General features: G+C 70.7%; 20 protein-coding genes. 11 read left to right on the forward strand and 9 right to left on the reverse strand.

The features are described from left to right. Positions 1 to 119 precede the first annotated feature (119 nt). The 3 genes from AB0J46_RS17535 to AB0J46_RS17545 all read left to right on the forward strand — a co-directional run bounded on the left by AB0J46_RS17535 (position 120) and on the right by AB0J46_RS17545 (position 1,889). Positions 120 to 602 carry a VanZ family protein gene (locus AB0J46_RS17535; protein WP_364332569.1) on the forward strand — a complete coding sequence of 161 codons (483 nt, stop codon included), beginning with the start codon at positions 120 to 122 and terminating at the stop codon, positions 600 to 602. A gap of 153 nt (positions 603 to 755) precedes the next feature. After that, positions 756 to 1,508, forward strand: a complete 753-nt coding sequence (locus AB0J46_RS17540) for a GntR family transcriptional regulator (RefSeq protein ID WP_364332572.1) — start codon at positions 756 to 758, stop codon at positions 1,506 to 1,508. 138 nt (positions 1,509 to 1,646) lie between these two features. Then, on the forward strand, positions 1,647 to 1,889 hold the full coding sequence (locus tag AB0J46_RS17545) for a hypothetical protein (protein WP_364332575.1): 243 nt from the start codon (positions 1,647 to 1,649) through the stop codon (positions 1,887 to 1,889). Between the two features lie 157 nt (positions 1,890 to 2,046). Here AB0J46_RS17545 and AB0J46_RS17550 read toward each other — a convergent pair whose 3' ends face one another. Further along, on the reverse strand, positions 2,047 to 3,096 hold the full coding sequence (locus AB0J46_RS17550; RefSeq protein ID WP_364332578.1) for a hypothetical protein: 1,050 nt from the start codon (positions 3,094 to 3,096) through the stop codon (positions 2,047 to 2,049). A gap of 147 nt (positions 3,097 to 3,243) precedes the next feature. On the opposite strand from AB0J46_RS17550, the gene AB0J46_RS17555 reads away from it, so the two are divergent. Next, entirely contained in the window at positions 3,244 to 3,765 is a 522-nt protein-coding gene (locus tag AB0J46_RS17555) for a gamma carbonic anhydrase family protein (RefSeq protein ID WP_364332581.1), read from the forward strand. On the opposite strand, the gene AB0J46_RS17560 is transcribed toward AB0J46_RS17555, so the two are convergent. Next, positions 3,737 to 4,615, reverse strand: coding sequence for a hypothetical protein (locus tag AB0J46_RS17560; protein ID WP_364332584.1), 879 nt, complete (start codon positions 4,613 to 4,615; stop codon positions 3,737 to 3,739). The two genes, AB0J46_RS17555 and AB0J46_RS17560, sit on opposite strands and share 29 nt — an antisense overlap. A 74-nt stretch (positions 4,616 to 4,689) precedes the next feature. Between AB0J46_RS17560 and AB0J46_RS17565 the strand changes: the two genes are divergently transcribed. Both AB0J46_RS17565 and AB0J46_RS17570 read left to right on the forward strand, forming a co-directional pair. Next, positions 4,690 to 6,021 carry a hypothetical protein gene (locus AB0J46_RS17565; RefSeq protein ID WP_364333460.1) on the forward strand — a complete coding sequence of 444 codons (1,332 nt, stop codon included), beginning with the start codon at positions 4,690 to 4,692 and terminating at the stop codon, positions 6,019 to 6,021. Between the two features lie 214 nt (positions 6,022 to 6,235). Beyond that, positions 6,236 to 6,397 carry a hypothetical protein gene (locus AB0J46_RS17570; protein ID WP_020540796.1) on the forward strand — a complete coding sequence of 54 codons (162 nt, stop codon included), beginning with the start codon at positions 6,236 to 6,238 and terminating at the stop codon, positions 6,395 to 6,397. 119 nt (positions 6,398 to 6,516) lie between these two features. Here AB0J46_RS17570 and AB0J46_RS17575 read toward each other — a convergent pair whose 3' ends face one another. The 7 genes from AB0J46_RS17575 to AB0J46_RS17605 all read right to left on the reverse strand — a co-directional run bounded on the left by AB0J46_RS17575 (position 6,517) and on the right by AB0J46_RS17605 (position 13,255). After that, positions 6,517 to 6,798: a metal-sensitive transcriptional regulator gene (locus tag AB0J46_RS17575; RefSeq protein WP_352327377.1), complete on the reverse strand. Its 282-nt coding sequence runs from the start codon at positions 6,796 to 6,798 to the stop codon at positions 6,517 to 6,519. Positions 6,799 to 6,827: 29 nt separating this feature from the next. Continuing rightward, positions 6,828 to 7,895, reverse strand: a complete 1,068-nt coding sequence (locus AB0J46_RS17580) for a glycosyltransferase (RefSeq protein ID WP_357975264.1) — start codon at positions 7,893 to 7,895, stop codon at positions 6,828 to 6,830. Further along, complete coding sequence (locus tag AB0J46_RS17585; protein WP_364332587.1) at positions 7,892 to 8,686, reverse strand: hypothetical protein; 795 nt, start codon at positions 8,684 to 8,686, stop codon at positions 7,892 to 7,894. Before AB0J46_RS17585 ends, AB0J46_RS17580 begins: the two co-directional genes overlap by 4 nt. 147 nt (positions 8,687 to 8,833) lie before the next feature. Beyond that, complete coding sequence (locus AB0J46_RS17590; protein ID WP_364332590.1) at positions 8,834 to 10,933, reverse strand: (Fe-S)-binding protein; 2,100 nt, start codon at positions 10,931 to 10,933, stop codon at positions 8,834 to 8,836. A gap of 126 nt (positions 10,934 to 11,059) precedes the next feature. Next, positions 11,060 to 11,644, reverse strand: a complete 585-nt coding sequence (locus tag AB0J46_RS17595; protein WP_358291609.1) for a TetR family transcriptional regulator — start codon at positions 11,642 to 11,644, stop codon at positions 11,060 to 11,062. Positions 11,645 to 11,660: 16 nt separating this feature from the next. Beyond that, positions 11,661 to 12,449 carry a class I SAM-dependent methyltransferase gene (locus AB0J46_RS17600; protein WP_364332593.1) on the reverse strand — a complete coding sequence of 263 codons (789 nt, stop codon included), beginning with the start codon at positions 12,447 to 12,449 and terminating at the stop codon, positions 11,661 to 11,663. After that, positions 12,446 to 13,255: a sugar phosphate isomerase/epimerase gene (locus AB0J46_RS17605; RefSeq protein WP_358291607.1), complete on the reverse strand. Its 810-nt coding sequence runs from the start codon at positions 13,253 to 13,255 to the stop codon at positions 12,446 to 12,448. The genes AB0J46_RS17600 and AB0J46_RS17605 overlap by 4 nt, the downstream gene beginning before the upstream one ends. A gap of 115 nt (positions 13,256 to 13,370) precedes the next feature. Here AB0J46_RS17605 and AB0J46_RS17610 point away from each other — a divergent pair, with 115 nt between their 5' ends. The 5 genes from AB0J46_RS17610 to disA all read left to right on the forward strand — a co-directional run bounded on the left by AB0J46_RS17610 (position 13,371) and on the right by disA (position 17,674). Beyond that, positions 13,371 to 14,069, forward strand: coding sequence for a class I SAM-dependent methyltransferase (locus tag AB0J46_RS17610; protein WP_364332596.1), 699 nt, complete (start codon positions 13,371 to 13,373; stop codon positions 14,067 to 14,069). A gap of 364 nt (positions 14,070 to 14,433) precedes the next feature. Further along, on the forward strand, positions 14,434 to 14,808 hold the full coding sequence (locus AB0J46_RS17615) for a MerR family transcriptional regulator (RefSeq protein ID WP_352358614.1): 375 nt from the start codon (positions 14,434 to 14,436) through the stop codon (positions 14,806 to 14,808). Then, positions 14,805 to 15,113 (forward strand): thioredoxin, encoded by a 309-nt coding sequence (trxA, locus tag AB0J46_RS17620; protein ID WP_352325882.1) that lies wholly within the window; start codon positions 14,805 to 14,807, stop codon positions 15,111 to 15,113. The genes AB0J46_RS17615 and trxA overlap by 4 nt, the downstream gene beginning before the upstream one ends. Before the next feature lie 37 nt (positions 15,114 to 15,150). Next, the gene (radA, locus tag AB0J46_RS17625; RefSeq protein ID WP_364332600.1) at positions 15,151 to 16,557 is read left to right on the forward strand and encodes a DNA repair protein RadA; all 1,407 of its coding nucleotides are present in this window, start codon (positions 15,151 to 15,153) and stop codon (positions 16,555 to 16,557) included. A 40-nt stretch (positions 16,558 to 16,597) separates the two neighbouring features. Then, complete coding sequence (gene disA / locus AB0J46_RS17630) at positions 16,598 to 17,674, forward strand: DNA integrity scanning diadenylate cyclase DisA (RefSeq protein WP_352358608.1); 1,077 nt, start codon at positions 16,598 to 16,600, stop codon at positions 17,672 to 17,674. Positions 17,675 to 17,682: the final 8 nt, after the last annotated feature.

Consider the following 17,682-nt stretch of genomic DNA (forward strand, 5'->3'; position numbering starts at 1 on the left):
GCGGACCTGTCCATACAGACATCTTCCGGTACCCCTCGGCGGCCCGGGATGATGACCAAATGGCGCGCACATGGGAATTGTGGGGAAATATCATCATTGCTGGGGTTCTTGCGCTTCCAGTGGCCTTCCTGGCGATCATCCTCCTCGCCCGCCGCCGGGCCCGCGCCGGGCATCCGGCGCCGCTGCGCACCTCGCTCGCCGACGTCGGCGTCGTGGTGGGGACCGCGCCGTGGATCTGGATGATCCTCACGCCGTCCACCGGCCGGTCCGGGGTCGGCCTCGTCCCGTTCATGGACCTCGCCGATCTCGCCGGAGCCTCGTGGGAGACGGTGACGGTGCAGGTCGGAGGCAATCTGCTGGTGTTCGCCGCGCTGGGCGCCCTGCTGCCCGTACGGACCGCCGCGATGGCCTCCTACGGCCGGGTTGCGGCCGTCGCGGCGGCCTTTTCGGTCACGGTCGAGCTCCTCCAGTACGCCCTGCGCCTGGGCCGGTTCTCCTCCGTGGACGACGTGATCATGAACACCGCGGGCGCGGTGCTCGCCGCGTCGGTTACTCGCCGCTGGTGGGCCCCGCGAATAGCGGCCGGGACCGTTCCACGATAACGGTCTGCATAAACCTCCTCGCATTCATCACACAGGCACGATCAGCTCAAAAGAAGCTCGGGACCAACCTCTGTATCTGTGCGATCGTGGACAAGACGGGGCAAGTTCTCTGGAGACGCCACAACCTGGTTGGTGACAGAGGGTGATCGAAACGTGTCTGAATCCCCGGTACCCCACGAGCCCCCTATTTATCGCCGCATCGCCGACGGCCTCCGCGCCCGGATCCTGTCCGGCGAACTGCGCGACGGGGACCGCCTACCGGGCGAGAACGCGCTCATGGCCGACTACGCAATCGCACGCGCCACCGCCAGGCAGGCGCTTGCCGTACTGATCAACGAAGGGCTGGCGGTGCCCAAACGAGGTTCGGGGGTCTACGTGCGCCTGTTCAAACCCATCCGCAGACACGGCTCGCGCCGCCTGTCACGAGAGCAGTGGGGTCAGGGGCGTGCCATCTGGGACGCCGACACCCGGGGCCGTCCCTTCACCGTGGACCAGGTGGAGGTGGTGCTGGAGCGCGCATCGGAGGAGGTGGCGGGCGTCCTGGAGAGCGGCGAGGTATGGGTGCGTCGGCGCCGCTACTCCGTGGACGGCCGGCCCGTGCAACTGGCGACCTCCTCCTTCCCCGCCCGCCTGGTCCAGGGCAGCGCCATCACCCTGGCCGACACCGGGCCGGGCGGCGTCTACGCCAGGCTCGGCGACCTGGGCCTGCCCCCGGCCCACTTCACCGAGGAGGTACGGGCCCGCATGCCCGGCCCCCGCGAGACCGGGCTGCTCGACCTGCCCGGCGGAACCCCCGTCATCGTCATCGCCCGCACCGCGTACACGGCGGGCGGCAGACCCGTCGAGCTCAACGAGATGGTTCTGGACTCGGCGGCATACGTACTCCAGTACGACTTCGACGCCTAGTTCAACCCGATCTGTCAAGCGATAGGTTGACCTGTCCATCACGATCATTGATTTCTCTAGAGAGGTCCCTCATCTTCTAAGGAGATGGAACCGTTCAGGAGATGGAACCTTCGCCTGGGGCCCGGGAGAGGTGCGCGGATGTCCGTTGACCGGCATCTTGCCGAGATCGCCCGGGAGTACCCCAGGTGGACCATCTGGCGGAGCGACGCGGGCCGCTGGTGGGCCACGCGGCACCATCCGCTCGACGCGGCGCAGCGCGCGGCCGGATGTGCGATGACCATCGACGCGGACGACCCGGACGACCTGCGCGACCAGCTCCGGGACCAGGAGGAACGGACCGGCCGGCAGCCCCGCTGGTGGGCCGGCCCCGCTCCTCCCTGACGCGGGCCGTGGAGCGTTCCGCGGCTCGCACGCGAGCAGCCCGGTGCCGGGTCCAGCGTCTCGGCGGCCCCGGCACCGGGCCCCCAACGGGGCCACGAACGCGGAAGTCTCCGACCCTATCGGGGGCGGGGGCTTCCGCTCCCCGCCCCTTCACCCTCTAGGTGTGGTACTCGCCCAGCCGCAGGATGTGCACGTCGGTGTCGTCGGAGACGCTCTCCTTCGGCTTCTCCTCGTCCTCCTCGACGATGACCCGCACGTCGTCCTGCGCGGACTGCTGCGGGGCCGGCGCGGCCTCGATGGCGGGCTCCGGCGCGGGCGCCGGGACGGCCACCGGCTGCTGAGCGGCCACCGGCTGCTGGGCGGCGACCGGCGCGGGCGGCAGCGCCGACTCCGGCACGAGCTGCCCGGCCGCCGCCTCGGTGCGCATCAGGTCGCCGAGCACCGAGCCGATCTCGGTCAGCCGCCGCACGACCTCGGTGTGGGTGTTGGTCAGGTACTCCACCCGGCGCCCGGCGTGCTCGTCGAGCGAGGCCGTGCGCTGACGCGCCGCCGCCAGCATCGACTCGGCCTCCGCGTGCGCCCCCGCCACCAGCTGCTCGGCCTGCGCGTGGGCGGCCGCCATCATGCGCTCCGCCTCGGCCTGCGCCCCGCCGAGCACCCGCTCGGCCTCGGCGTGCGCGTCGCGCAGCAGGCTCTCGGCCTCGCTGCGGGCCGACCCGAGCTGCTCCTCGGCGTCCGCGCCCGCCTGGGCCAGCATGCGCTCGGCCGCCTGCGTGGCCTCGGCCACCCGCCGCTCGGCCTCCGCCTGCGCCGAGGTCAGCATCTTGTCGGACGTCTCGCGCGACGTCGTCACCAGCCGCTCGGCCTCGGCCCTGGCGCTCTCCCGCACGGCGGTCGCCTCGGCCTCCGCGTCGGCGCGCTTGGCCGCGGCCTCCTCCTCGCCCAGCTTGAGGATCTGCGCGAGCCGCGGGCTGAGGTCCTCGTAGCTCTGGGGCGCCTCGACCATCCGCCGCCTGGCCTCCGCCAGCTCGACCCGGCCCTGCTCCGCCTGGTCGATCGCCCGCGCCAGCCGCTCTTCCAGATCCCGGACCTGGTTCCGGGTACGGATCATGTAGTCGTGCACCTGACGGCGGTTGTAGCCGCGCATCACGACTTCGAAGGTGTCCTCTTGCATCAGATCGGGAATGCTCTCGTGCTGGTTTGTCATGGGGGTTACCTAAGGGTTTGCGTGAGGCGGGGGAAAACTGCGGGTTGTGAGGGTCTGACGACGAGACGTCAGGAAACGACTTTCCTGCCATCTGCCCACGTCCGCAACCGGAACGCCACACCTGGGGCGGGAATTACGATTGGACGAATGTACATAGCAGCGTTGGACGACGGGGCAGTGCCGGACCTCCACCCGGAGGCGTACATCGCGCCCGGCGCCGTCGTGGTCGGAAGTGTGCGGGTGGGCCGGATGTCCAGCATCTGGTACGGCTCCGTTCTCCGAGGGGACGACGAGCGGATCGAGATCGGCGAGGAGTGCAACGTACAGGATCTGTGCTGCCTGCACGCCGACGCCGGCCAGCCCGCGATCCTGGAGGACCGGGTCAGCCTGGGCCACAAGGCCATGGTCCACGGCGCGTACGTCGAGACCGGCGCGCTGGTCGGCATCGGCGCGATCGTGCTCGGCGGCGCCCGGGTGGGCGCGGGCACGCTGGTCGCCGCGGGAGCGCTGGTCGGGCCGGGCAAGAAGATCCCGTCCGGGGTGCTGGTCGCCGGTGTGCCGGGCAAGATCGTGCGCGAGCTCACCGACGACGACCGGGCCTCCTTCGCCCGCACGCCGGACAACTACATGGCCAAGGCGGTCAGGCACCGGCAGGCGTCAGCAGTTTGATCAGGACCTGGTCCGACACCGAGGCGGTGTTGAGCGGGTCGGCGTACTCCGGCAGCTCGGGGCGGAGGAAGCGGACGAAGTCGACGGTCAGCTTGAGGTCGGGCACACCCTTGATCTGCTTGGCGTTGGCCTTGGCGGCGTCCTTCTTCAGCGCGCCGTAGCTGTCCCAGTCGGTGTAGGCGGTGACACCCCATTGCAGCACCTCGGGGAGGTTCGAGGGCCAGCGTCTGGCGACCTTCCAGGCGCCGCCGTCCTCCTTGTAGAGCGCGACGGCGACCCGGCCCAGCCTGGCCAGGACGAGGTCCACCCAGCCGTCCTTGACCGCCACCTCCAGCGGCTTGGAGCTGCCGTCCTGGGTGAACTTGGCCTCGACCTGCCCGGCCGCGTCGGCGGTGCCGGTGGTGACGGACATCCACACGGGCTTGGCGTACGTGCCGGGCTGGCGGGCCATGAGCCCGCCGAGCGAGAACTTGCGCGCCGGCCTGCCGCCCTTCTTGCCGGTGACCTTGACCCGGGCGTGCATGACGATGTCCCCGGCCAGCTCCTGGTAGACGAAGGGGCCGCGGAAGCCGTCGTACCAGGTGGAGGTCTTCGGCTCCAGGTAGAGGGCGCCCTTGGCGGTCTTGTTCACGTCGAGCTTGGCGATCCTGTCGACGTCCTTCTCGGTGTCGCTCAGCTTGCTCCACACGGCCAGCTCCGCGGCGTCGGCGAACTCGCTGGAGGCCGATCCGACCTCGCCGCCCGGCGTGGGCGCCTGGGCGTTCTGGACGGTGAGCACGCCGGGACCCGTGGGAGTGGGCGGCGCCGCGGCGGTCCCGCAGCCGCTCACCACACCCGCCACTGCCAACACCCCTGCCACCTTTGCCCTCATAGCGGACATTCTGCCGTGAAATGCCGACGGGTGACGTCGGGCGGCCCAGTACGATGACGGCCGTGCGCCCCTGGGATGCGTTCACCTCGGCAGAGGCGGAGGTCCGCGCGATGGTCGCGGACCCGCGCTGGCAGGGCCTGTCCGTGCCCGACCGCGCGCACGTCCTGGCGGCCAGGGTCCTGGTGACCCAGGACGGCGACCGCTGGCTCTACGGCGCGTACGCGCGCTGGCACCTGCACGACCCCGGCGACGGCCGCTGGCACCCCGCGCCGCCGCCCAGGGGCGAACGGGCGCGCAAGGTGGGGCACGCCACGGCCGCGCTGCCGGACCAGGTGGTGCCCACCGGGCCCGACTTCGCCGCCGAGCCGGGCTCGACCCAGGCGTTCATCGGCCCCGACGTGCTGCCGGTGGTGACCGGGCAGATCGCGGAGATGGTCCGCGGCGCCGGGCGCAAGTCGGAGCTGGACTACCCGCTGACCGCCTTCGGGGAGATCTTCGCCGCCGACGTGCCGAGCACGGTCGCCGCCGTCTGGGGGACGATCATGTGGTGCGCGTACGCGCCGGCCTTCGACGGCAACGAGCGCCTGATCACCCTGTTCGGCGAGTACCTGCGCCGCTCGCTGCCCGGCGACGAATGGGTGCGCTGGCTGCCCGCGCCGCCGCTGCTCGACCTGGTCACGCTGGTGTCCGAGCGCACCCGCGCCGGCCGTCCCCGGGCCGCGCTCCGGCTGGCCGCGCTGATCGCCGACACCGCCCAGGCGCTGCTGTCGGACATCCGGTTCAGGCCGCGGGCGCTGGCGCTGCTCACGATGGTGGAGCCGGTGCTGCGCCGGCCCGGCCGCGACGACGCCACGGCCGCGCGGGGCGACGACGCCGTGCGCCGGGCCTGGCTCGACCGCTGCCCGCCGCGGCTGGCGCTGGCCCTGCTGCCGGAGACCGATCCCGACGCGTACTTCGCCCACTCGGTGTACGACCTGGTCGAGGCGCTGGGCTTCGTGCAGGACGCGTCCGGGGCGGCGGCGGCGTACCTGGCCGACCTGTCGGACTCCAGGAGGATGTTGCCCGAGCGGCTGAACCACCGGTTGCGGCGGGCGTACGTGGAGTTGGAGCGTGCCGGGCTGACGGGCACGTCGGCGGCCGAGCGCACCGAACCGGAGGGCTTCGCCGTGCGTCCGGGCGGTGCGCCCGTGCCGCAGGCGGCGGCGGTGGTGACGCCGCCCGACCGGGAGAGCAAGGCGGCCGTGCTGGGCGCCGCGTACGCCACGTGCCTGGCGTGGGGCCGGCTGACCGGGGCCAAGGTGCCGCAGCACGGCCTGGCCGGCCAGAGCGCGCTGGTCCGTGAGCTGATCCACGAACGCGACGACCACCACATCGGTCACCCGTAACGCACTATTACCGTTATTTCCCCCTTACTCCGCCTATATCCCGCTATCACTTCAGCCACCGGGCAATTCGCTGAATTGTGATCTCGACTTCGGGAAATGATCCCTGTGGGGCCCCCGTGACGCCGAAAGGAATGACTCCGATGGGCCATGTCGCCGGAAGGGCCCTCGCCGTAACCTCGTAGAGGGTGTGGGCTGCGGAAGGAAGGACGACGCGGTGGGGCACGACGACCTGGACTCTCGGGTCCACGACCGTGTCGCGTTGGACGAGATTGCGCTCTACGCCGAGGTGCTCACTGCCGTGGCTGTCAGCGAGCGGCGGCTGACCTTGGACGAACTCGACGACGCGCTCGGATTGCGGACTTCGGCGAGTCGCTGAAGACCATCGAAAATTACCTGTCCCGGGCTCCTGTGGGGTCCGGGACAGTGGTTCCCGGCTATTACAGGTAACTAGTCAATCGAGGGTGTGCCTCTCCTACGTATGGAGGAGGCGACCCCCTACGACTTGACCAGGCGGGCGATGGCGGCCGACGCCTCCTTCACCTTCGCCTCGGCCTCCGGGCCGCCCGTGTTGATCGCGTCGGCGACGCAGTGGGAGATGTGCTCCTCCAGCAGCCCGAGCGCCACGGCCTGAAGGGCCCGCGTGGCCGCGGAGACCTGGGTGAGCACGTCGATGCAGTAGGCATCGTCGTCGACCATGCGCTGCAGGCCCCTGATCTGGCCCTCGATTCGCCGGAGGCGCGTCAGATATGCCTGCTTGTCTCCGCTGTACCCATGCATGCTTCTACGGTACCCGTAACCCGTATGAGCTAGCGGAGATCTGACAGCAGCTTCTCCCACTGTTCGGCGACTTCCTCGGCCGAATGGCGGACGGCGGTGTCGAGGGCGCCGGCCGCGAGCGAGCGCCGGCGGCGCTCGTCGTCGATGAGCGCGAGCAGCGCGCCCGCGAAGTGCTGCGCCTCGCTCTCGCTCTCGGGCACCAGCACGCCGTTGTAGCCGGTCGCCACGAACTCCCTGGGGCCCCTGGCGCCCTCGAAGGCCACCACCGGCACCCCGCACCCCATGGCCTCCAGCACGGTCATGCCCAGGTCTTCGCTGCGGGAGGGGTTGGCCACGATCGACGCCTTGGCGAACTCCCCCGCCAGGTCGGGCGTGACGCCCATGAAGTAGACGTGGTTGTGCAGGTTGAGCTCGTTCACCAGCGACCGCAGCCGGCGCTCCTCGGGGCCGCCGCCGTAGAGCCGCAACCGCCAGTCGGGACGCTTGTCCGCCACGATCGCGAACGCCCTGATCAGCCGGTCGTACGCCTTGACCGACACCCACCGGCCCCCGGCCGCCACGATCCGGTTGTCCATCCGCGAGCGCGGCCACGGGCCGCCCGGCAGCGCGTCCGGCACGGAGTGGACGGCGGACCCGTCGCCGAGCAGCCTGCCCCATTCCTCCTGGGCCGACTCCGTGGCCGTCACGACCGCGTCGAGGCGCGGGTAGAGCCGCTGCACCGGCCCGGGGACGGCGGGCCGCCCCCACTCTCTGGCGATCTTGAGGGTTTCACGTGGAGCATGCCGCGCCACCTGGACGCCGATGCCCGGCCTGGTGGTGATCAGCACGTCGGACCTGAGCCCGCGCAGCAGCCGCCAGAGGGCCATCTCGGTGCGCATCTGGCCGCGCGGCAGCAGGTGGCGCACCCCCGGACGGGCGTCGACCAGGCTGCGCATGGCCACCTTGGAGCCGATGGGGAAGAACGGCTTCTCCTTCTGCCGCCGGACGCTGATGACCTCGACCTCGTGCCGCTCGGACAGGGCGGTGGCCAGGTTGAGCGTCGCGCGCACGTCGCCGCGCATGCCGTACGCCGAGGCGAGCACCAGGCTGACCTTCATCCGCCCACCTCGATGCGCAGCTCGTCGTCGGCGGTGTAGCAGGGCCGGACGGGCACGCCGTCGATCTCGGCCGACGGATAGTGCAGCCGTCTTCGTTTGCCGTCGACGTCGTCGAGCCAGGCGCCCAGCCGCAGCGGCGTGGGCACGCCCTCGACCTCCAGCGCGGGCTCCCAGGTGCCGGCCGCGTCGGGGTCGGCCTCGACCACGTTCACCAGCGACACCGCCGCGTGGAAGCGCACCCCCTGGACGGTGGCGTTGGCCGACACCCGTTCCCTGGTCGGCCTGCGGTCGAGGGTGAGCGTGGCCTCGCGGCGCGCGTCGTCGTCCTCCAGCCCGGTGTACGCCAGCAGCCCCGTCACCTCGAACCGGCCCTCCCTGAACCAGATCGCCCGCACCTCGGCCACCGGCGCGGCGTCGGCTATCTTCAGGGCCAGAAACCCGTTCCGCGTCCGGTACGACCGGTAGGCCAGCGTCCGCCGGCACAGCGCGTACGCGTCGAGGTGGTCGAGCGAGAACCCCGGGTCGACGCTGCGCAGCCTGCTGCGGCTGCCCTCGTGCCGCAGGTAGGCGTCCCAGCGGCCGGCGGTGAGCTCCAGCGGCGCCAGCGAGACGGCCAGCGTGGCCTCCCGCGTCCGGCTTCCCGTGCGGCCCAGGCGCACGTCGCGCTCGACCCCCGTGGCGCGATGGCGCAGCACGAGCTCGGTGCCGTCACGCAGGGGCTCATCGATGGCGAGTCGCAGGGAGAGCACGTCGGCCAGGGTGACTTCGGCGTCCGTGACCACGACGCGCATCACTAGCCCCCTCCCCGTCGAATAAGGCCATGCGACGTTGAGGTTACCGTGATTTTCCCGTTATGTGGATGGGAGATTTCCAGCGAGGAGGCCCGTGACGTGCGGAACTCCTCTACAGAGCCTGTAGAGGAGTCCGACTTTCCGTGGTCAGGAAGCGCCCTTGACCGATTTGATCAACAGCTGTGCGACGTCCACGACTTCCAGCGATTCCTTGGCCTCGCCGTTGTTCTTCTTCTCGTTGATCGCGTCGCCGAGCATCACCATGCAGAACGGGCACGCGGTCGAGACGGTGTCGGGATTCGTGGTGAGCGCCTCGTCGACCCGCTCGGTGTTGATGCGCTTGCCGATGCGCTCCTCCATCCACATGCGCGCGCCGCCCGCGCCGCAGCAGAAGCCGCGGTCCTTGTGGCGGTGCATCTCCTGGGTCTGCACGCCGGGCACCTTCGACATGATGTCGCGGGGCTGGGAGTAGACCTTGTTGTGGCGGCCGAGGAAGCACGGGTCGTGGTAGGTGATCTTCTCCTCGATCGGCGTGACCGGGGTGAGCAGGCCCTCGTCCACCAGCTTCGACAGCAGCTGCGTGTGGTGCACGACCTCGTAGGTGCCGCCGAGCTGCGGGTATTCGTTGGCCAGGGTGTTGAAGCAGTGGGGGCAGGTCGCGACGATCTTCTTGACGCCGGCCTCGTTCAGCGTCTCGATGTTCTGCTGGGCGAGCATGTTGAACAGGTACTCCATGCCCAGGCGGCGGGCCGGGTCACCGGTGCACGCCTCCATCGGGCCGAGCACCGCGAACTTCACGCCCGCGATGTGCAGCAGCTCGGCGACCGCCTTGGTGGTCTTCTTGGCGCGGTCCTCCAGGGCGCCCGCGCAGCCCACCCAGAACAGGTACTCGGCGTCCTCGGGCATCTTCTCCTCGACCAGCTCGACCTCGAAGTCGAGCTCCTCGATCCAGTCGGCCCGCTTCATCTCGGACATGCCCCACGGGTTGCCCTTGTTCTCCAGGTTCTTCACCATCACCCCCGCCTCGGACGGGAACGACGACTCCACCATGACCTGGTAGCGGCGCATGTCGAGGATGTGGTCGATGTGCTCGATGTCCACCGGGCACTGCTCGACGCAGGCGCCGCAGTTGGTGCACGACCACAGCACGTCGGGGTGGATGACGCCGTCCTCGCCGACGAGCGGCTTCTCCAGCAGCGCGAGCACGTCGGTGTCGGCGTGCTCGGTGCTGGCGGCCATCAGGTACGGGGCCACCTTGAAGGCGTGGTCGCGCTGGTCGAGGATGAGCATCTTCGGCGAGAGCGGCTTGTCGGTGTTCCAGGCCGGACACTGCGACTGGCAGCGGCCGCACTCGGTGCAGGAGTAGAAGTCGAGGAAGCCCTTCCAGGTGGTGTCGCCGATCTTGCCGCGGCCCAGGCGCTCGGCGTCGAGCTCCTCGTCCTCGAAGTCGACGAGCTTGCCGTCGACGCGCAGCTCGGACGCGGCGCCGAGCCCGTTGGGACGCCGGGAGAACAGCACGTTGAGCGGCGCGGTGAAGATGTGCAGGTGCTTGGAGTTCACCACGATGACCAAGAACACCAGCATGAAGCCGATGTGCAGGAGCAGCGCGATCTCCTCCAGCAGCGGGCTGGCCGGCAGCGCGTCGCCGAGCGCCAGCGAGACGAACGCGCCGGAGGAGTAGGGGAAGTTGCCGTTGGCCGCGGAGGCGCCGCGGGCCAGGAACAGCGTCCAGATGATGTTGAAGATCATGAACAGGACGAGCCAGGCGCCGCCGAGGTGCGAGCCGGAGAAACGCGACTTGCGGCCCAGCGTCTTGGGCGAGTTCTTGACCCGGATGATCGCGAAGGCGACCAGGCCGAGCAGACACGCGACGGCGATGAAGTCCTGGAGGAAGCCGAGCACGCCCCAGGTGCCGATGAGCGGGATGTGGAAGTCGGGCTCACCGGTGATCGCGCCCTGGACGATCGCGCCGTACGCCTCGATGTAGACGGTCAGCAGGATGAAGAACGCCCACATGACGAAGAAGTGGGCGATGCCCGAAGGCGTCCACTTCAGCAGCTTCTTCTGGCCGAAGACCTCGACGAGCTGGGCCTTGAGCTCGTCGGCGGCGTGCTCCTTGGCGTACTCGACGCGTTCGGGCGCGGGTGGCCCGGAGGTCGCCAGCCTGAACAGGAACAACACCCTGCGGCCGGCGACGGCCACCGCCAGGACGGTCATGACCAGCCCGATGATCGCTACCCAGAGCACGGGGTCCTCCCACAGACGACGATGGCTGCCAGCATACGGACACGTGTTTCCAGGAAGCTTACCGGCCAGTAACTTCCCGGGATGACATCCATACCCTATGGTCAGTGCCCTATACAGAACAATGCTCTACGCCGTGAAGTACCTCTGTATGGTCGGGGCGATCAGCTCGACGAGCTCCTCCGGATCGGCGCTGGCCAGCGGTTCCAATTTGATCACGTGGCGGCCCATGATCACGCCGTACATCTGGCCAAAAGCTGCCTCGATGCGTAGGTGCGGAACACCAAGGCGGTCGGCCACCTGGAAGAGCAGAGCGTTCGTGATGAACTCCCGGAACATCGCCGCCGCCTGCTCGTTCGTGAGCGCCGAGCGCATCAGGGCGATCATCGGCTCGCGGGTCTCCGGCTCGGCGGTCACCCGCAGGATCATCCGCACCAGCCGCTCGCCGATCTCCTCGCGCGGGCCGTCCAGCAACAGCGGGATGACCTCGTCGGGGGTGATCGGCAGCTGCATGGCCGCCGCGAACATGCCCTCCTTGGTCTCGAAGTAGTGGTGGACCAGAGCGGGGTCGACCTTGGCCTCCCGCGCGATCCCGCGCACCGTGGCCTTGTCGAAGCCCTTCTCGGCGAACACCCGCCGCGCCGCCGTCAGGATCTCGCCGCGCGTGTCGGCCGAGCCGGGCCTGCGGCCGGGCCGGCGTCGTACGTTGCTCATGGCCGCGTCCCGCCGGTCACCGGCCCACCGCCAGGTACACCCGCATCGGCACCGACAGCACGCCCTCGGGGAAGGCCTTCCTGAGCTCCCCGCGCTGCCGCCCGACCAGCTCGTCGGCCGCGTCCGGCGACAGCGCCGCCATGTACGAGTGGGAGCGCAGGTCGAGCAGGAAGTCCTCGATGCCGACCAGCCTCGTCCACGGGATCCAGCGCTCCTGGACCACCTCGAAGGCCGCGGCGATCGGCGGCACCGACCACTCCTCGACCGCCGGCCCCCAGTACGTGGGCACCGCCTCGGCCAGCCGCGCCTCGTAGGCGGCCAGCCACTCGGCCTGCGCCGCGTGGTGCAGGTTCCAGCACCCCACGATCGCGCCGCCGGGCCGCAGCACCCGCCTGGCCTCGGCGATCGAGACGACGGGGTCGAGCCAGTGCCACGACTGGGCGTACGTCACCAGGTCGGCCACCCCGTCGGCCAGCGGCAGCGCGTTCCCGTCGGCGATCACCGCGGCGACCGCCGGCGGCTCGCCGTCGATCCGCGTGACCAGCCGGGCCAGCATCTCCGCCCCCGGATCGACCGCGATCACCTGGGAGCCGCGGGCCCGCAGCGCGTGCGTCAGGATGCCCGTGCCCGCGCCCACGTCGATCGTGGTGGCGCCGTCGAGCTCGATCCCGGTCACCTCGGTGAGCGCGCGGTACATCTCGTCGGGATAGGACGGGCGGCCCGCGTCGTAGGCGTCGGCCACGCTGTCGAAGACCCGCGCGAGGTCTCTGGTCGGCCCCACGTTCCTGGTCGGCCCCACGTTCATCGGGACGCCGCCAGGTGCAGCCGGGCGAAGGCCAGCGCCTCGGCCAGGTCGTCGACGCGCTCGGTGCGGCTGGCCGCCTTGCGGGTGTTGATCTCCAGCACCACCAGGCCGCCGTAGCCCGAGTTCGCCAGGCGTTCCAGCATCTGGGCGCACGGCTGGTTGCCCCTGCCGGGGACCAGGTGCTCGTCCTTGTTGGTCACGCCCATGCCGTCGGCCAGGTGGAGGTGGGCGAGCCGGTCGCCGAGCTTGGTGGCCATCTCCATGGCGTCGGAGCCGGACACCGCCGTGTGCGACAGGTCGAGGGTGACCTGCGGGAAGTCGTAGTCGATCGGGTTCCAGTCGGGCGAGTACGGCACCACGTCGTTGCCCCTGGCGCGCAGCGGGAACATGTTCTCGACCGCGAACGTGACATCGGTCTCGTCACGCATGCGGGCCAGGCCGTTCTCGAAGTCGCGGGCGTAGTCGCGCTGCCAGCGGAACGGCGGGTGCACCACGACGGTCGAGGCGCCGAGGCGCTCAGCGGCCTTCTGCGCCCTGACCAGCTTGGCCCAGGGGTCTCTGCCCCACACCCGCTGCGTCACGAGCAGGCAGGGCGCGTGGATCGCCAGGACGGGCACCTGGTAGTGCTCGGACAGCCGCTCGATCACGTCGATGTCCTGGCTCACCGGATCGGCGCCGACCATGATCTCGACACCGTCGTAGCCCAGGCGCGCGGCCAGTTCGAACGCGTCGGGAGTGCGTTCTGGATATACCGAGGCGGTGGACAATGCGATCTTCGCATTGGGCACGCGGATGACATCAGCCACGTTGCCAGCCTAAGCCGGAGAAGCGCCTCTGGCGCGTGAGCCCCACCAGATAGCCCTACCCAACCCCCCATCCCACCTCAAAGACACTCCCTCGGACCCCGCTACGGTTGGGGCCATGCCACGGATAGCCAGAGGCGCGATCCCCAGCCCGAACATCTGGAACGCTCCCCAGGTCTACGAGCTGGAGAACCGCGCCGTGGATCCCGAAGGCGCGGCCGACGCCGCGATGCGCGAGCTGCGCCCCTGGGCGGGCGCGACCGTGCTCGACATCGGCTGCGGCACCGGCTTCCACCTGCCCGTCCTGGCCGCCGACGCGGCCGCCGTGATCGGCGTCGAGCCGCACGGCGACCTGGCCGGCCTGGCCCGCCGCCGCTGCGCGAACCTGCCCAACGTCTCGGTGCACGCCGCCGCCGCCCAGGACCTCCCGCTGCCGGACGCGAGCGTCGACGTGGCCATGGCCCGCTGGGCCTACTTCTTCGGCCCCGGCTGCGAGCCCGGCCTGCGCGAGCTGTCCCGCGTCGTACGCCGCGGCGGCGCCGCGTTCGTCATCGACCTCGACGCCACCCGCGGCTCGTTCGGCCGCTGGTTCTCCCGCACGGTGCCGACGTACTCGGCGCGCGAGGTGGAGGCGTTCTGGGTCCGTCAGGGCTGGCAGCGGCGGCCGCTCGACCTCACGATGACCTTCGAGCGCCGGGCCGACCTGGAGGCCGTGCTGCGCATCGAGTTCGCCCCCGAGGTGGCCGAGCAGGCCGTCGCGGAGACCCCCGGCCTGGAGCTCTTCTACCCGAACGTACTCCGCTGGCGCTACTTCTGAGTTCATGGCCTCACTCCGTTCGGCGGGCTCGGTCGCCAAACGCCGCCGCCTTCCCCCGCTCTGGTCGCTCCGCTCCCGCCACTCCTCCAGGCGACGGCACTCCTGAGCTCATGGCCTCACCCCGTTCGGCGGGCTCGGTCGCCATACCCCGCCGCCTTCCCCCGCTCTGGTCGCTCCGCTCCCGCCGCTCCTCCAGGCGACGGCACTCCTGAGCTCATGGCCTCACTCCGTTCGGCGGGCTCGGTCGCCATACCCCGCCGCCTTCCCCCGCTCTGGTCGCTCCGCTCCCGCCGCTCCTCCAGGCGACGGCACTCCCTCGCGCGGGCTTGACATTGACGTCGGCGTCAACGTTTACCGTGGTGGCATGCGCATCGGGGAGCTGGCGGAACGCACCGGGGTGAGCACCCGTTCACTCCGCTATTACGAGCAGCACGGCCTGCTCTCGGCCAGACGTGGCCCCAACGGCTACCGCGAGTACGCCGAGGAGGACGTCAAGCTGGTGGCCGAGATCCGGTCGCTGCTCTCGGTCGGATTCACGCTGGAGGACACCCGTCCCTTCGTCGACTGCCTGCGCTCGGGCCACAGCTCGGGCGGTTCCTGCCGGGAGTCCGTCGAGGTCTACCAGCGCAAGATCATGCAGATCGACGAGGAGATCCGGGTGCTGCTCGCCCGCCGCGCCGAGGTCGCCGCCCAGCTCGCCCAGTCGTGTCCCGGCTGTTTCGTAAGGGGAGACAAATGATCACGTTGACCACCGACAACTTCGAGGAGCAGGTGCTCAAGAGCGACAAGCCGGTGCTGGTCGACTTCTGGGCCGAGTGGTGCCCGCCGTGCCGCATGGTGGCCCCCGTCCTGGACGAGATCGAGGCCGAGCACGGCCTGGCCATCGGCAAGCTCAACACCGACGAGAACCCCGAGATCATGTCCCGCTACGGCGTGATGGGCCTGCCCACGCTGCTGCTGTTCGAGAACGGCGAGCCCGTCAGGCAGATCGTCGGCGCCCGGCCCAAGCGCCTGCTGGTGCAGGAACTGGGCCTCACGCGGTAGTCGAGGATTGTCGGCACGGGCCGCTAGCCTGCTCGACATGGCCAAGACAGCGCAGAAGCCCGGTTACCGCTGTGCCGAGTGCGGCTGGCGCACCAGCAAGTGGGTCGGCAGGTGCGGCGAGTGCCAGGCGTGGGGCACTGTCGACGAGGAGGGCGCGCGCGCCGGGGTCAACGTCGTCCAGGGCGGCGCGACCGCCGGGCCCGCGCTGCCCATCGGCCAGGTCAAGGCCGAGGTGGCCACGGCCCGCACCACCGGGGTGAGCGAGCTCGACCGGGTGCTCGGCGGCGGCCTGGTGCCCGGCGCGGTGGTGCTGCTGGCCGGCGAGCCCGGCATCGGCAAGTCCACGCTGCTGCTGGAGGCCGCGGCCCGCATCGCCGAGCGCACCACCGTCCTCTACGTGACGGGCGAGGAGTCGGCGGCCCAGGTGCGCCTGCGGGCCGACCGCATCGGCGCCATCCAGGACAACCTCTACCTCGCCGCCGAGACCGAGCTGTCGGCGCTGATCACCCACGTCGACAAGGTGGAGCCCAGCCTGCTGGTGGTCGACTCGGTCCAGACGGTCGGCTCGGCCCAGGCCACCGGCGTGCCGGGCGGCGTCACCCAGGTTCGCGAGGTGGCCGCCAACCTGGTGCGCATGGCCAAGGAGCGCAACCTCGCCACGGTCCTCGTGGGCCACGTCACCAAAGAGGGCTCGATCGCCGGCCCCCGCACCCTCGAACACCTGGTCGACGTCGTGCTCAACTTCGAGGGCGACCGCCACTCCAGGCTGCGCATGGTCCGCGCGATCAAGAACAGGTTCGGCCCCACCGACGAGGTCGGCTGCTTCGACCTGCACGAGCGCGGCATCGAGGGCATCACCGACCCGAGCGGGCTGTTCGTCTCGCGGCGCAGCGAGCCGGTCGCCGGCACCTGCGTCACCGTCACCGTCGAGGGCACCCGCCCGCTGCCCGCCGAGGTGCAGGCGCTCGTGGCCCGCACCGAGGCCCAGCAGCCGCGGCGCACGTCCTCGGGGCTCGACACCTACCGCGTCCAGATGATCCTCGCCGTGCTGGAGCGCCGGCTCAACGCCCGGCTCGGCGGCTGCGACGTGTTCACCGCCACCGTGGGCGGCATCAAGCTGGCCGATCCGGCCGTCGACCTGGCGGTCATGCTCGCCGTCGCGAGCGCCGCGGGCGACAAGCCGCTGCCGCCCGGTCTGGTGGCGCTCGGCGAGGTGGGCCTGGCGGGCGAGTTGCGCCCGGTCAAAGACGTGCGCAGGCGGCTGACGGAGGCGTCCAGGCTGGGGTTCAAGCGGGCGCTCGTGCCCGCCGGATCCCTGGAGACGGGCGCCGGGAAGCGCAACGGGCAGCGGGCTCTGGTGCCCGTCGGGCCCGTGGCGTTCGCCCCCGGGTTCGAGGTCGTCCAGGCCGAGAACGTCTGGGACGCACTCACGCACGTCACATAGCACGGCTAAGCTGGGCGTGACCAATCGACACGGGGGTCAGGTGGACAGGAGTCTTGACGACCGCCGTCGCGACGCTTTGGCCGCCGTGGCGCCGGGCACTCCGCTGCGCGACGGCCTGGAGCGCATCCTGCGCGGGCAGACCGGCGGCCTGATCGTGCTCGGCCACAACAGGACCGTCGAAGAGGTCTGCAGCGGCGGCTTCGAGCTCGACGTCGAGTTCTCGGCCACCCGCCTGCGCGAGCTGGCCAAGATGGACGGCGCGATCGTGGTGAGCAACGACCAGAAGATCGTGCGCGCGGCCGTGCACCTCGTCCCCGATCCCGCGATCCCCACCGACGAGTCGGGCACCCGCCACCGCACCGCCCAGCGCGTGGCCAGGCAGACGGGCCTGCCCATCATCGCGATCAGCAAGTCCATGCGGATCATCGCCCTCTACCTCGACGGCATCCGCTACGTGCTGGAGGAGTCCGCGGCCATCCTGTCCAAGGCCAACCAGGCCCTGGCCACCCTTGAGCGCTACAAGCACCGGCTCGACGAGGTCTCCGGCACCCTGTCGGCGCTGGAGATCGAAGACCTCGTCACCGTGCGCGACGTGTCGGCGGTGGCCCAGCGCCTGGAGATGGTCCGGCGCATCTCCGACGAGATCAAGGGCTACGTGGTCGAGCTCGGCACCGACGGCCGGCTGCTGTCGTTGCAGCTCGACGAGCTGGTGGCGGGCGTCGACTCCGAGCGCGAGCTGGTCGTGCGCGACTACCTGCCGGCCCCCGCGAGCCGCCGCCAGAAGCGCCTGGTCGAGGCCCTGCACGACCTCGACCACCTGTCGGGCGCCGAGCTGCTCGACCTGTCGGCCGTGGCGCACGTGCTGGGCCACGGCGGTGCCGAGCGGCTCGACAGCCCGGTGAGCCCGCGCGGCTTCCGGCTGCTGGCCAAGGTGCCCCGGCTGCCCGCCACGGTGGTCGACCGGCTGGTCAACCACTTCGGCGGCCTGCAGAAGCTGCTGGCCGCCAGCATCGACGACCTCCAGGAGGTGGGCGGCGTCGGGGAGTCGCGCGCCCGCAGCGTCCGCGAGGGCCTGTCCCGCCTGGCGGAGTCGTCGATCCTCGAACGTTACGTCTGAGGCCGGCC

The sequence above is a fragment of the Nonomuraea sp. NPDC049758 genome (genome assembly GCF_040674635.1).
Classification (GTDB): domain Bacteria; phylum Actinomycetota; class Actinomycetes; order Streptosporangiales; family Streptosporangiaceae; genus Nonomuraea.

What these genes read in the sequence shown, in the direction of transcription:
- AB0J46_RS17545 (WP_364332575.1), top strand. Translation starts at nt 1,647, where the DNA reads ATGTCCGTTGACCGGCATCTTGCCGAGATCGCCCGGGAGTACCCCAGG.
- AB0J46_RS17550 (WP_364332578.1), bottom strand. Translation starts at nt 3,096, where the DNA reads ATGACAAACCAGCACGAGAGCATTCCCGATCTGATGCAAGAGGACACC.
- AB0J46_RS17555 (WP_364332581.1), top strand. Translation starts at nt 3,244, where the DNA reads ATGTACATAGCAGCGTTGGACGACGGGGCAGTGCCGGACCTCCACCCG.
- AB0J46_RS17565 (WP_364333460.1), top strand. Translation starts at nt 4,690, where the DNA reads ATGACGGCCGTGCGCCCCTGGGATGCGTTCACCTCGGCAGAGGCGGAG.
- AB0J46_RS17575 (WP_352327377.1), bottom strand. Translation starts at nt 6,798, where the DNA reads ATGCATGGGTACAGCGGAGACAAGCAGGCATATCTGACGCGCCTCCGG.
- AB0J46_RS17580 (WP_357975264.1), bottom strand. Translation starts at nt 7,895, where the DNA reads ATGAAGGTCAGCCTGGTGCTCGCCTCGGCGTACGGCATGCGCGGCGAC.
- AB0J46_RS17585 (WP_364332587.1), bottom strand. Translation starts at nt 8,686, where the DNA reads ATGCGCGTCGTGGTCACGGACGCCGAAGTCACCCTGGCCGACGTGCTC.
- AB0J46_RS17595 (WP_358291609.1), bottom strand. Translation starts at nt 11,644, where the DNA reads ATGAGCAACGTACGACGCCGGCCCGGCCGCAGGCCCGGCTCGGCCGAC.
- AB0J46_RS17600 (WP_364332593.1), bottom strand. Translation starts at nt 12,449, where the DNA reads ATGAACGTGGGGCCGACCAGGAACGTGGGGCCGACCAGAGACCTCGCG.
- AB0J46_RS17610 (WP_364332596.1), top strand. Translation starts at nt 13,371, where the DNA reads ATGCCACGGATAGCCAGAGGCGCGATCCCCAGCCCGAACATCTGGAAC.
- AB0J46_RS17615 (WP_352358614.1), top strand. Translation starts at nt 14,434, where the DNA reads ATGCGCATCGGGGAGCTGGCGGAACGCACCGGGGTGAGCACCCGTTCA.
- trxA (WP_352325882.1), top strand. Translation starts at nt 14,805, where the DNA reads ATGATCACGTTGACCACCGACAACTTCGAGGAGCAGGTGCTCAAGAGC.
- radA (WP_364332600.1), top strand. Translation starts at nt 15,151, where the DNA reads ATGGCCAAGACAGCGCAGAAGCCCGGTTACCGCTGTGCCGAGTGCGGC.